Annotated in this window: 13 protein-coding genes; 7 read left to right on the top strand and 6 right to left on the bottom strand. The window is 57.8% G+C overall.

Annotated features, from left to right (window positions below):
• Nucleotides 1-5: 5 nt before the first annotated feature.
• Nucleotides 6-923 (bottom strand): thioredoxin, encoded by a 918-nt coding sequence (trxA, locus tag AC2FD9_RS18825; protein ID WP_496838345.1) that lies wholly within the window; start codon nucleotides 921-923, stop codon nucleotides 6-8.
• A gap of 76 nt (nucleotides 924-999) precedes the next feature.
• Nucleotides 1,000-1,788 carry an exodeoxyribonuclease III gene (locus AC2FD9_RS18830; RefSeq protein WP_496838346.1) on the bottom strand — a complete coding sequence of 263 codons (789 nt, stop codon included), beginning with the start codon at nucleotides 1,786-1,788 and terminating at the stop codon, nucleotides 1,000-1,002.
• Nucleotides 1,789-1,969: 181 nt separating this feature from the next.
• Between AC2FD9_RS18830 and AC2FD9_RS18835 the strand changes: the two genes are divergently transcribed.
• Nucleotides 1,970-2,530: a hypothetical protein gene (locus AC2FD9_RS18835; protein WP_496838347.1), complete on the top strand. Its 561-nt coding sequence runs from the start codon at nucleotides 1,970-1,972 to the stop codon at nucleotides 2,528-2,530.
• A gap of 154 nt (nucleotides 2,531-2,684) precedes the next feature.
• On the opposite strand, the gene AC2FD9_RS18840 is transcribed toward AC2FD9_RS18835, so the two are convergent.
• A complete protein-coding gene (locus AC2FD9_RS18840) occupies nucleotides 2,685-3,371 on the bottom strand; it encodes a response regulator transcription factor (protein ID WP_058272567.1) in 687 nt (228 codons plus the stop codon).
• Between the two features lie 161 nt (nucleotides 3,372-3,532).
• Between AC2FD9_RS18840 and ribA the strand changes: the two genes are divergently transcribed.
• Nucleotides 3,533-4,627, top strand: coding sequence for a GTP cyclohydrolase II (ribA, locus tag AC2FD9_RS18845; RefSeq protein ID WP_058272568.1), 1,095 nt, complete (start codon nucleotides 3,533-3,535; stop codon nucleotides 4,625-4,627).
• Nucleotides 4,624-5,124, top strand: coding sequence for a L,D-transpeptidase family protein (locus AC2FD9_RS18850; RefSeq protein ID WP_496838348.1), 501 nt, complete (start codon nucleotides 4,624-4,626; stop codon nucleotides 5,122-5,124). Before ribA ends, AC2FD9_RS18850 begins: the two co-directional genes overlap by 4 nt.
• On the opposite strand, the gene AC2FD9_RS18855 is transcribed toward AC2FD9_RS18850, so the two are convergent.
• Nucleotides 5,108-5,767, bottom strand: coding sequence for a YggS family pyridoxal phosphate-dependent enzyme (locus AC2FD9_RS18855; protein WP_109310663.1), 660 nt, complete (start codon nucleotides 5,765-5,767; stop codon nucleotides 5,108-5,110). The genes AC2FD9_RS18850 and AC2FD9_RS18855 overlap by 17 nt on opposite strands.
• Before the next feature lie 101 nt (nucleotides 5,768-5,868).
• The gene (locus AC2FD9_RS18860) at nucleotides 5,869-6,894 is read right to left on the bottom strand and encodes a porin (protein ID WP_496838349.1); all 1,026 of its coding nucleotides are present in this window, start codon (nucleotides 6,892-6,894) and stop codon (nucleotides 5,869-5,871) included.
• Nucleotides 6,895-7,177: 283 nt separating this feature from the next.
• Between AC2FD9_RS18860 and AC2FD9_RS18865 the strand changes: the two genes are divergently transcribed.
• From AC2FD9_RS18865 to holA, 4 genes are all read left to right on the top strand, one after another.
• Nucleotides 7,178-7,666 carry a DUF3576 domain-containing protein gene (locus AC2FD9_RS18865; RefSeq protein ID WP_108861114.1) on the top strand — a complete coding sequence of 163 codons (489 nt, stop codon included), beginning with the start codon at nucleotides 7,178-7,180 and terminating at the stop codon, nucleotides 7,664-7,666.
• A gap of 72 nt (nucleotides 7,667-7,738) precedes the next feature.
• Nucleotides 7,739-10,291: a leucine--tRNA ligase gene (leuS, locus tag AC2FD9_RS18870; RefSeq protein WP_496838351.1), complete on the top strand. Its 2,553-nt coding sequence runs from the start codon at nucleotides 7,739-7,741 to the stop codon at nucleotides 10,289-10,291.
• Nucleotides 10,278-10,769 carry an LPS assembly lipoprotein LptE gene (gene lptE, locus AC2FD9_RS18875; protein ID WP_496739383.1) on the top strand — a complete coding sequence of 164 codons (492 nt, stop codon included), beginning with the start codon at nucleotides 10,278-10,280 and terminating at the stop codon, nucleotides 10,767-10,769. The genes leuS and lptE overlap by 14 nt, the downstream gene beginning before the upstream one ends.
• Entirely contained in the window at nucleotides 10,766-11,794 is a 1,029-nt protein-coding gene (gene holA / locus AC2FD9_RS18880; protein WP_496706416.1) for a DNA polymerase III subunit delta, read from the top strand. The genes lptE and holA overlap by 4 nt, the downstream gene beginning before the upstream one ends.
• Here the strand turns inward: holA and AC2FD9_RS18885 are convergent.
• Entirely contained in the window at nucleotides 11,791-12,975 is a 1,185-nt protein-coding gene (locus AC2FD9_RS18885) for a TIGR03862 family flavoprotein (RefSeq protein ID WP_496838354.1), read from the bottom strand. The genes holA and AC2FD9_RS18885 overlap by 4 nt on opposite strands.
• Nucleotides 12,976-12,991 lie beyond the last annotated feature (16 nt).

Consider the following 12,991-nt stretch of genomic DNA (forward strand, 5'->3'; position numbering starts at 1 on the left):
AGGAATTAGGCAAATATCATCGAGCTGAGCTTGCGCCGCCCGTTCAGAACAATCGGATCATTGGGCTTCAGCGCGTCAAAAATGGTGAACAGTTGCGCCTTTGCGGCACCGTCATCCCACTCGCGGTCGCGGCGGAACAGTTCCAACAATTGCGTAACAGCCTCTTCAACTTCACCATTGGCGTGCAGCGCCTGCGCAAGATCGAACCGCGCCTGATGATTGTCGGCATCCGCCTCGACCGCTGCTTTCAGCTCACCCACGGGACCTGCATCAGCCGCTTGTTTCGCCAGCTCAAGCTGGGCATGGGCTGCTTCAACCTCGGCCGAGGTTGAAATCTCTGCGGGTGCGCCATTCAAAATGGCCTCGGCCTGCTCTAGATCACCGGCTGCAATATGGGCACGTACCAGGCCGCCATAGGCTGCAGCGTGGTTCGGGTCTTCCCCCAGAATGGCGGAAAAGGTCTGCGCGGCGTCAACGGCTGCACCTTCGGCTAGCATTTCTTCAGCGGCCAGAACTGCGTCATCCAACTGACCGCCGGGGCTTTCACCACCTGCGGCCTCAATCACCCGGTCCACAAACGCCTTGATCTCGGACCCTGGAACGGCACCCTGGAACCCATCGACCGGCTGGCCTTTGTAGAACGCGTACACTGTCGGGATCGACTGAACGCGCATTTGCGAGGCGATCATCTGCGCCTCATCCACGTTGATCTTGACCATCTTCACCGCGCCTTTGGCGGCTGTCACGGCCTCTTCCAGCAATGGGCCAAGGGTTTTGCACGGGCCACACCAGGGCGCCCAAAAATCCACGATGACGGGGGTTTCCTGCGAGGCCTCGACGACATCGGCCATAAAGGTGGCCTCGGATCCGTCCTTGATCAGATCGGCAGTATCAGGTCCGGCTGCGGCGTTCAGAAGGTCCATGGCATTCACTCTTTCGTTCGAATTTGGCCCCTATATGCAACTGCAAAGGGCAGAAACCAAGGGGAGAGTTGCAGGGTCAAAGGTCGAATGTCGCAAAGATTGGTGCGTGGTCGCTGGGTTTTTCCCACCCGCGCGCATCGCGCAGAACGCGGCTGGAGTGCCCTGCGTTCGAGATATCCTGCGTGGCCCAGACATGGTCCAGACGTCGCCCCTTGTCGGCTGCGTCCCAATCACGGGCGCGGTAGGACCACCAACTGTACAACTGCCCTTCGGGGATATCCTGACGGGTGATGTCAATCCAGCCGCCTGCATCTTGTGTTTCGGCCAGCGCTTCAACCTCGATCGGTGTGTGCGAGACGACTTTGAGAAGTTGCTTATGCGACCAGACGTCATCCTCGCGCGGTGCGATATTCAGATCGCCAACCAGAATTGACTTTTCGGGCTTTTCGGCATGGAACCAGTCGCGCATATCCGTGAGATAGTCGAGCTTCTGCCCGAACTTCTCGTTCTTTTCACGGTCCGGGATGTCGCCACCGGCGGGGACGTAGAAATTGTGAATGGTGACACCATTTTCCAACCGCCCAGCGATGTGGCGGGCGTGACCGAGACCGGCGAAATCCTTGTCGCCGACCTCTTCCATCGGCAGGCGCGACAGGATGGCGACGCCGTTATACCCCTTCTGGCCCCTTGCAACCATGTGGGTGTACCCCAGTTCGGCAAATCCTTCGGTCGGGATCTTCTCAACCGGAGACTTGCATTCTTGCAAACACAGAACGTCCGGAGCTTCTTCCTGCAGTAATTTCAGCACGATAGGCTCGCGCAGGCGGACCGAGTTGATATTCCAGGTAGCAAGAGTAAAGGGCATGGGGGATTCCTCTGTCGCGGTTGGGCGGAGGTTAGCGTGGTGTGGGATGGGGTGCCATGAGAAATGTGTGCCCGGGGTGAGCTTCTGCAAAAACGTAATTTGGGCTTGATGCCGACCTTGCTTTTGAGATCAGTTGAGACTTGAACCACTGCGCGGGCGTGTTATTGACGAGAATAATATTATGAAAAACAGAACTTATCTAATTCAGTTTGCGGCCTCAGCCTCGCTTTCATTTGTCGCTGCAAATGCAGTCTTTGCCAAAGAAGTCCGTTTCTGGGACATGCCGACCGGCTGCAGTTGGACTGTGGAGTATTCGAACGGCAATACTTGGGTCAACACCTTCGACGGGCAGCGATCTGGCAAGTACATCGTCACCACAAAGGATAAATCTGGAAACAAAAACAGAGTAAAGACAACCGAGTACGACAAAGAGGGCTTGATGACCCAGCGCACTTGGGCGAACGGAAAGTGGGAGATGTTCGAACCACACAGCTGTTTTGGTGTTCCGGGAAAGTGCTCTTACACCTATCGAAACGCCGATGGTATCGTTTCACAAACAACGTCAAAGACCACTGTAGTAGGACCTACACGTTATCGCGTTAAAGCCAGATCAGGTGACGCAGGTACATACTCGGTTGATACTGTAACTACCACTCACTTTGGTCTTGCCTTGAGTTCAAGAAACAAGAACTTTTGGTCCAAAATCACCGAGTTCCGAAACTGTGGCATTGCTGCTTCGTAGGCCGCAGCCTAAATCCTCCCAACAAAAAAAGCCGGGCCATAAGGCCCGGCAGTCCAACAGGGAGGTGCATGTCATAACCCGGACATGCGCGGGTTGGGAGTACTCTAATTACACATCCAGAGTATCACTTTGATCCACGTCAATCCACCCGGAGTTACGAGACCAAGCGATATCCGCCCGATTCTGTGACCAAAAGGCGCGCGTTCGATGGATCGGGTTCGATCTTTTGGCGCAGACGATAGATGTGGGTTTCCAGCGTATGTGTGGTGACACCAGCGTTATAGCCCCAGACCTCGTGCAGCAGGACGTCGCGGGCGACCACGCCATCTGCCGAGCGGTATAGGAACTTGAGAATGTTGGTTTCTTTCTCGGTCAGGCGGATCTTGCGATCCTCTTCGGTGATCAACATCTTCATCGCCGGCTTAAAGGTATACGGCCCCAACACAAAGACCGCGTCTTCGGATTGTTCATGCTGGCGCAACTGCGCGCGGATGCGGGCCAGCAAGACCGGAAATTTGAACGGCTTAGAGACGTAATCATTGGCACCGGCATCCAAACCCAGAATGGTATCTGCGTCGCTGTCATGGCCGGTCAGCATCAGGATCGGGCTTTTGACGCCTTGTTTGCGCATCAGACGGCACAGCTCACGACCGTCCGTATCCGGCAGACCGACGTCCAGAATGACCAGATCGTAAATCGCCTCGCGTGCGCGCTCCATGGCGGATTGACCGTCTGCCGCTTCGAACACGTCGAAATCCTCGGTCATCACGAGTTGCTCGCTGAGCGCCTCGCGCAGATCTTCATCGTCATCCACCAGCAGGATTTTCTTGAGCTGAGCCATGTCCGGTCCTCCTAAGCCTTTTCCACCATTTGCGTGCGGAAGATGCAATCAACAAGATTTACTGCAATGGTCTCACGCCCTCGTGTCTGACGCAGAGGAATTGTTTCACTTTTTCTTCTGTTCGGGTTAGACGAAGACCAACACGTTATAGGGTAACATAGATGAGTCTTATCCCCGATATCTCGGAATTGCTGGCACGGGCCCGCGCGGATCTGCGTATGGGCGTTCCCGTCGTATTGACTGATGACAGCGGGTTCAGCGTCATAGCGATAGCGTCCGAGACATTAAGCGCACAACGGCTGGCCGACCTACGGAACTTCGAAGGTCAGCCTGTGGTCGCGATCACCGTAAGACGCGCAGAAACGCTGAAGGCACGCGCCTATGATGGCGACCTCGCACGGGTAATTATCCCATCAGACACCGACATCGCATGGGTTCAGGCGGTCGCCGATCCCTCGGATGATCTAAATACCCCGATGAAAGGCCCTCTGATGTCCGAGCGTCAGGGTAGCGCAAACCTGCACCGAATTGCCATCGCTTTGACGAAGTCCGCACGCCTCTTGCCGGCCGCCGTGGTGGTTCCAATTGATGACGGTCGCGATTTTGCGGTGGCACATGGCCTGACCTGCATCGACCACACCCGTGCCGCGCCGCACCTCGCGGACCGCAGCGCGCTGCACGCCATTGCCGCCGCACGCCTACCGATGGAAGTGTCCGAGGCCGGTCGGCTGCACGTTTTCCGCCCAGAAGATGGCGGAGAAGAGCACTATGCCGTGGAAATCGGTCGCCCGGACAGAAGCAAACCTGTGCTGGCCCGTTTGCATTCGGCCTGTTTCACGGGCGACTTGATGGGCAGCTTGAAATGCGATTGCGGACCCCAGCTGCGTGGTGCGCTTGCCCAGATGGGGTCCGAGGGCGCTGGCGTGTTGCTGTACCTCAATCAAGAAGGACGCGGCATCGGCCTTGCCAACAAAATGCGGGCCTATTTCCTACAGGATCAGGGTTTTGACACGGTCGAGGCCAATCACCGATTGGGATTCGAAGACGATGAACGTGATTTTCGACTGGGTTCGGACATTCTGAAAGAACTTGGATTTTCGTCGGTTCGATTGCTGACAAACAACCCGGCGAAAATCGCGATGATGGAAAAGACAGGCATCGCGGTGACCGAAAGAGTACCGCTGAAAGTGGGCGAAACAGCCCATAATCGGGGATACCTGGCAACCAAGGCCGCAAAGTCGGGCCATTTGCTGTGACCCCGGACGATCTGGTTCTTACGCCACGGGGCATAAGGTTTGCCGGGCGCCTCTTTCCTTGTTCGATCGGAAAAGGCGGCCTGACGGATGACAAGCACGAAGGCGATGGGGCAACGCCAATCGGTGTGCATCACATAATCGGTATGCTGTTTCGACCAGATAGAATTGCAGCTCCGTCCTCATGGGCCATCCCAATAGGCCCCGGCGATCTTTGGTCTGATGACAGCGCGGACAGCCAGTACAATCAGATGGTCAGCGCGCCCTATGCCCCCAGCCACGAAAAGCTGCGGCGCGCGGATCCTTTGTATGATCTTGTTCTGATCACCGACTGGAACTGGCCGAACTCTGTGTCAGGCCGGGGATCAGCCATTTTCCTTCACCAGTGGAGACGCCCCGGCTACCCGACCGAAGGCTGTGTCGCTTTTCGCCGCGACCATCTGCATTGGATCGCGCGTAGAATTTCCCCCGGAACGCGTCTGATTATCCCGCAGGTTTGACCCTCTCGCCAAAGATGGCGGACCCCACGCGCACATGGGTGGCCCCCAACGCGATCGCCTGCTCGAAGTCACCGCTCATCCCCATCGAGAGCCCTTCTAAACCGTTGCGTTCGGCGATCTTGGCCAGCAACGCAAAATGCAGCGAGGGTTCCTCTTCAACTGGCGGGATTGCCATCAGACCCTGAACCGGCAAATCCAGTTCGCGGCACTCGGCGATGAAGGCGTCCGCATCAACCGGCATGATCCCTGCTTTTTGCTCTTCTTCTCCGGTATTGACCTGAATGAACAGATCCGGGCAGTGGCCAACCTCTTGCGCCAATCGTGCCAGCGTTTTGGCAAGCTTGGGCCGATCCACCGAGTGAATCGCGTTGAACAGTTCAATTGCCTGCCGGGCCTTGTTGGTTTGCAGCGGTCCGATCAGATGCAGGTCTATCCCTGAGAATTGCTCCTTAAAGCCCGGCCACTTTTCGGCCGCTTCCTGCACGCGGTTTTCCCCAAAACAGCGGTGGCCTTGGCTCAGCACAGCCTCAACACGTTCATTCGGCTGGACCTTTGAAACCGCGATCAGCTTTGTCGATCCCGCAAGTCGTCCGGCGGCGGATTCGGCCTTGGCGATGCGGGCAGTGATGTCGTGCAGCGACATGGATTTCCTCTCTCTGCTTTGGGGCAGGAAAACACCAAGTCCGCGCAAAAGAAAAGGGCAGGTCCGAAGACCCGCCCTTAAACTTTGTGGTTTAGCTCAACTTAGAAGTTGAACTGAGCACCGAAGTCGGCACGTACACGGCTGTCGCCGTCGCCGCGCTTCTCTTGGCCGAGACCACCGCGCAGCGATGCACCGCCGCCCAGGTCGTACTTAACGCCGATACCATACTGCTGCAGGTCGTCATCCGCCGAACCGTCACCGTAAGCAGCGGTCAGAGTGGTTGCCGCGCCCAGGTTGTAGGCCAGCGACAGACCGTATGCGGTGCCGTTGCGATCGTCGTTTACAACGTCATCGTCAGCTACAAACAGAGTACCCGAGAAGTCACCGAATTCTGCACCCAGGGTCAGAACGGTCAGCGACTGCTTTTCGCTCGCGCTGTTCACGTTCGCCTTGGTCTGACCATAGGCCAGTGCAGCGGTGATGTTGTTGAAGTTGTAAGTTGCGCTGATGTCCCAGCGGTCTGCGTCCTGCGCAACACCGTCAAAAGCAATAGTTGCTTGGTCATATGACGCGCCGAATGCGAAATCGCCAACTGCGTACTGGAAGAACACAGCGTTCGAACCCGAACCGGTCGACGAGTAAGCCAGGAAGCTATAGTCAACGCCCGAGTACTGACCGATGAAGGATTCCAGGCCAGGCTCGTTACCGTAGTAGTTTGCCAGGTTGTCGAAGGAACCAGCAACGTTGCCAGCGTCAACACGCAGACCACCGTAGATGACCGAGAAACGTGCGCCGTTCAGGCCAGCCGAGTTGGCTTCGCCGTTGCCGGCATTTTCGTCAGCCTGCAGACGAACACGAGCCGAGAACTCAACGCCGCCATCGGTTTCTGCGGTGCCGTCGATGTTCAGACGGAAGCGCGAGACCAGGATGGTGTTGTCGGTGTCGACGGTCGCGGTGCCATCAGCAACGATGTCGCCGTTTGCATCTGTGGTGAAGTTGTTAACAGTACCGGTACGATCTTCGTAGTAGCCAATACCAAAACGACCGTAGCCGCTGAATTTAACGTCGGCCGCTGCAACACTTGCGGTTGCGATCAGAGCGGTCGATGCGAAGAGAACTTTTTTCATCTTGTTTCCCTCGGTTTCAAAAGTTTTTCTACTCGACACATGCCTCAGCACATGTCTCAGCACGGGAACCGTTTCGCTCGAATTACCCCCTTCACGCAAGCTTGCCTTAAATGTGAAGGGTGCATTGGCCCCAAATTGGTGCAAGGATGCCACAGTCGATAATCGGGGGCTAATCTGCCGTCCACACTGACATGTGTAACAAGAATAGGGTTGTTGCTGAACTGGACCTTGTCTAGGAGTAACACGTAATAAAGTAGACCAAGTGAAACAGGACCAGTCGACAATGCGCCTGCAGACGATTTTCGGTTTGATCATAATGACTGCTGCCGTGTCGGCCTGCGGACAGAATCAGAGTGCGGCTCCGAATCCCGCGTTGCTGTATACAGATAGCACACGCACGGAAGAACGAGAGCTGAACGATCCAGAACGCACGACAATCTGGGACGTGTTCAACCGCGGGAATGCTGAACAGATCGTCAATGTGAACCGGTATTTGTGGGCGGCCTCATTGGATGTGCTGAATTTCCTCCCAATTCAGGAAGTTGATCCATTTACCGGCGTGATCGTAACAGGTTACGGCACGCCTCCTGGTGGCGGACGCTCTTATCGCGCGACCGTGCATATAAGTGACCCGGCCCTGGCGGCGCGGTCGCTTTCGGTAGCACTGCAAAGTAGCGGGGGCGCTCCGGTCAGCGCTGCAACGGCCCGGGCGGTCGAGGATGCGATCCTGAATCGCGCACGCCAGTTGCGCATTGCGGACAACAAACTCTAGCCACCCGCTGAAAATCACAATATTACCACGCCGGGTTCACGCCCGGCGTTTTCATTCACGAAGGACCGCACAATGTCGCGCTACTCGGCCACCGAAATCGAAGCAAAATGGCAAGAGGCCTGGGACAAGGCCGGGATCTTCACCGCCGACCATAAGGCGGACAAGCCGAAATATTATGTGCTTGAGATGTTCCCCTACCCGTCAGGGCGAATCCATATGGGGCATGTGCGCAACTATACGATGGGCGACGTCATTGCGCGTCACAAGCTCGCGACGGGGCATAACGTGCTGCACCCGATGGGCTGGGATGCCTTCGGGATGCCCGCAGAGAACGCCGCCATGGCCATTGGCGGCCACCCGAAAGACTGGACCTATAGCAACATCGCCGACATGCGCGGACAGATGAAGCCACTGGGCCTGTCGATTGACTGGTCCCGCGAATTCGCCACCTGTGACCCCGAATATTATGGCCAGCAGCAGGCTCTGTTCCTCGATATGCTCGATACTGGGTTGGTTTACCGCAAGAACGCCGTGGTGAACTGGGACCCGGTCGACATGACCGTTCTGGCCAATGAACAGGTGGAAAATGGACGCGGCTGGCGCTCGGGCGCGCTGGTGGAACGGCGCGAGCTGACCCAGTGGTTCTTCAAAATCTCGGACTATTCCGAAGAATTGCTGGATGCGCTTGATACGCTGGAGAACTGGCCTGCAAAAGTGCGGCTGATGCAGGAAAACTGGATCGGCAAGTCGCGCGGCCTGCAATTTGGCTTCGAACGTACTGATGGTGGTGAGCCCATCACCGTCTATACGACTCGGCCCGATACGCTGTTGGGCGCGTCCTTTGTTGGTATTTCGCCGGATCACCCGATTGCCAAGCAGCTTGAGGCCGAAAACCCAGAAGTTGCTGAGTTTGTTGCCGAATGCCGCAAGGGTGGCACCACGGAAGAGGCCATCGAGACGGCCGAAAAGCTGGGTTACGACACCGGCATTCGCGTGCGTCACCCGCTGGACCCGAATTGGGAACTGCCGGTCTGGATCGCCAATTTCATCCTGATGGATTATGGAACTGGCGCGATCTTTGCCTGCCCCGCGCATGACCAGCGTGATCTTGATTTCTGCCGCAAGTATGGCCTGCCGGTCATCGACACCTTCTTTGCACTGGATGACGATACGCCGGTCGACAAGATCGCCTTTGTGCCGCCGAAAACTGAAAAAGTCCGCTGGGTGGACCACTTCGCAGGCCTGACCGAGGCCACGGGGGATGAGGCGATCAACGCCACCGTCGATTTCGCGGAAAAAGCAGGTTGGGGTGAAGGCGTCACCAAATATCGCCTGCGCGATTGGGGGCTCAGCCGTCAACGCTATTGGGGCTGCCCCATTCCGGTCGTGCATTGCGACAAATGTGGCACCGTGCCCGAGAAGAAAGAGAATCTGCCGATCGAATTGCCTTACGACGATGGCGACGGCAAACCCATCGACTTCTCGATCCCCGGCAACCCGCTGGACCGTCATGCCAATTGGCGTGACACCCCTTGCCCGTCTTGCGGCGCGCCTGCCAAACGTGAAACGGATACGATGGATACGTTTGTCGATTCGTCGTGGTATTTCGCCCGTTTCACCGCGCCACGCGCTGACACACCCACCGATCTGGCCGAGGCCGAATACTGGATGAATGTCGACCAGTATATCGGCGGTATCGAGCACGCGATTCTGCACCTGCTCTATTCGCGCTTCTTCGCGCGGGCGATGAACATCACGGGTCACCTGCCTAAGAAAGCCATCGAGCCGTTCAATGCGTTGTTCACGCAGGGCATGGTCACGCATGAGATCTATCAGACACGCGACGCCAATGGCCGTCCGGTTTATCACCTGCCCGAAGATGTGACCGACGGAAAACTGGCCGACGGCACCGAGGTTGAGATTATCCCCTCGGCCAAGATGTCGAAATCAAAGAAAAACGTAGTCGACCCGGTCAGCATCATCTCGGCCTTCGGCGCGGATACTGCGCGTTGGTTCGTCCTGTCCGATTCGCCGCCTGAACGGGATGTGGAATGGACCGCATCCGGGGCCGAGGCTGCGTTCAAGCACCTCAGCCGTGTGCATCGGATCGCCTCGGAAATCGCCGAATCGGATGTTCCGGCCAATGCCGAGGATGAAACCCTGCTGCGCGAGATGCACAAAGCCATCCATGACGTCACAGGCGGAGTCGAATCTTTCGGCTTCAACGCCTCAATCGCCAAGCTTTATGCTTTCACCAACACCCTGGCCAAATCCAAGGCGGGCACCGCAGCCAAACGCGAGGCCGCCAAAACGCTGGCACAGCTGATGTCGCCGATGACCCCGCACCTGTCCGAGGAGCTTTGGCAGCTGCTGGGTGGCGAAGGGCTGGTTGCCACGGCACCATGGCCTGTTGCGGATGCAGCTATGCTGGTGGACGACACCGTCACCCTGCCGATCCAGATCAACGGCAAGCGCCGCGCGGAAATCAGCGTGGCCAAAGATATGCCCAAGGACGAGGTTGAAAAAGTCGCGCTGAGCACCGAAGCTGTGCAAAAGGCGCTGGATGGCGCCACACCCAAGAAAGTAATCGTTGTACCGGGCCGGATTGTGAATGTCGTCGTTTAACCGCAGAACATTGTTGCTGATGCCCTTGGCGCTTGCCGCCTGCGGGTTTGAACCTGTGTACGCTCCGGGCGGATCGGGCTCGGCGCTTTTTGGTCGCGTAGAAGTGTCGGCACCAAACACGGTCACCAGCTTTCTTCTGGTCGAAGATCTGGAACAAAAGCTAGGCCGTAGCGCAACATCCGGCAGTGAATACAGTCTGGACGTTTCCGTCGTGACCCAGACGGTGGCGGCATCGATCACCTCAACGAACGAAACCAACCGTCTTATCATCAACGGGACCGCCAACTATTCGCTTAGATCGAAAGCGACGGGGCAAGTTCTTGCCTCGGGCTCGGTGACGGACTTCGTGGGGTATTCGGCTGCCGGTTCCACCGTATCCACCCTGGCTGATGAGCGGGATGCAACGCAGCGCCTGATGGTGATTCTGTCCGATCAGATCATCAGTCGGCTGTACGCCACGCCGGACCTGTCCGCATGAAGCTGAGCCCGCGCGAGGCCGAGGGATATTTCTCGAGACCCGACGCGGACAAGACCGGGCTGTTGATCTACGGCGCGGATGCGATGCGCGTGGCGCTAAAGCGGCAACAGGTTTTGGCCGCTCTGCTGGGCGCCAATGCCGAAGAAGAGATGCGGCTGACCCGCCTGCCCGGAAGCGATCTGCGTGGCGATCCGGCCTTGTTGCTGGACGCGGTCAAGGCGGTCGGGTTCTTTCCCGGGCCACGCGCTGTATTCGTCGAAGACACAACCGACACGGCCGCCCCAGCAATCCTTGCCGCGCTGGAAGATTGGGTAGCTGGCGATGCCCAGATCATCGTCACCGCCGGGCAGCTCAAGGCCAGTTCCAAGATTCGCAAAGCGTTCGAATCGCACCGCTCGGCCTATGCGGTAGGTATCTATGACGACCCACCATCCCGGGCCGAAGTCGAACGAATACTTTCTGAGGCCGGTTTGCAGAACATCCCGCGCGATTCGATGGCCGCGATTGCTGAGCTGGCAACCGGTATAAGCCCCGGTGACTTTACCCAAACGATTGAGAAACTGTCGCTTTACAAGCGCGATGACAGCTCCGAACTGACCATTGAAGACGTCGAAGCCTGCGCGCCCCGCTCGACCGAGGCCGCACTGGATGATGTGCTCAACGTGGTTGCCGATGGTCGCGCGGGTGAAATCGGCCCGCTGATCCGACGTTTGCAATCACAGGGAACCAATGCGGTCAGCCTGTGCATCGGCGCGACAAGGCACTTCCGCACTTTGTACGCCTGCGCATCCGATCCGGGCGGAGCAGCACAGGGCATCGGAAAGCTGCGCCCCCCGGTTTATGGGAAACGGCGCGACCGCATTCTGCGTCAGGCCCAAGGGTGGGGTGCGCCAAAATTGCAAACTGCGTTGACGGTTCTGACAGATACGGACCTGTCGCTGCGCTCGGCCGGGCAAACGGCACCGGCCATGGCATTGGTCGAACGTGCCATGATCCGTCTGGCGATGCTGGCGCGGACCCGCTAACCGCTTTGATCCAACCAATGTGCCGCCGAACGCCCAGCCCAACGGCCGGTCGCCAAGCAGGCTGTCAGAAGGTACCCCCCGGTCGGGGCCTCCCAATCCAGCATCTCGCCCGCGCAAAACACTCCGGGACATGCAGTCAGCATGAGCCCCATATTAAGCGCCGAACGTGGTACGCCGCCTGCCGTGGAGATGGCCTCGTCCATCGGGCGCAGGCCAGAGTGTTTGATCTGCAGATGCTTGATCACGCTTACGTCTAGCGATGGAAACTGGCCATCGCGCTTGGACATTTCATGAAACAGGGCGACCTTTTGCGGAGACAGGTGCAGAGATTTCTTCAGCCACTGCGAAAAGGTCGTTTTCGATTTCTTTGACGCAAAACGACTACGCAACGTATCGGCATCCAAATCCGGAACCAAATCGACAAAAAGCGGTGCTCTGTCACGCAAGGCCGGGGTCAGTGAGTACAATCCACCCCCTTCCAACCCTTTCGCCGAAACCGCAGCCTCGCCGCGACTTTCCAACTCTCCGGCCCTCCATCGCACCGATTTCAAAGCCGCGCCAAAATGCGGCTGCATATGGGGGCTCCATTCCACGGAAATGGCTGAGTTTGCGGGTGCGAAAGGTGTGAGGGGCACGCCTTTAACCGTCAGCACCGATGCCCATGCTCCGTCTGATCCCAACCGCGACCAGCTTGCCCCGCCCAGCGCAAGAACGGTCACATCGGGGAATAGCTTCTGCCTGCCATCATCCGTGTCGAATACGGCTTGGGCACCGTCCCAACCAACCCACCGCCAGCGTGTTCTGACCTGAACGCCAGCCTCTGCCAGCCGTGCCAGCCACGCCCGCAACAGCGGAGAGGCCTTCATCGATGTCGGAAACACCCGCCCGGTCGAGCCTGTGAACAGCTCTTGCCCCAACCCTTGCGCCCATGTTTGCACGTCCGAGGCATCAAATTCGGCAATCATTGGTCGCAACCAGGTCGCAGCCTCACCATAGGATCCCAGCAAAGTCTCAAGCGGCTCGTCCTTGGTCAAATTCAGCCCGGACTTCCCGGCCATCAGGAATTTTCGCGCCACCGAAGGCTTGGCCTCGGCCACAACAACAGAATGCCCGGCTTTGGCCATTTCCTCGGCCGCCATCAGGCCTGCGGGTCCGCCGCCGATCACCAGTGCCTTTGCCATCCCTGCCCTCTTGCCT

It is taken from the genome of Ruegeria sp. YTSC230, assembly GCF_059609665.1.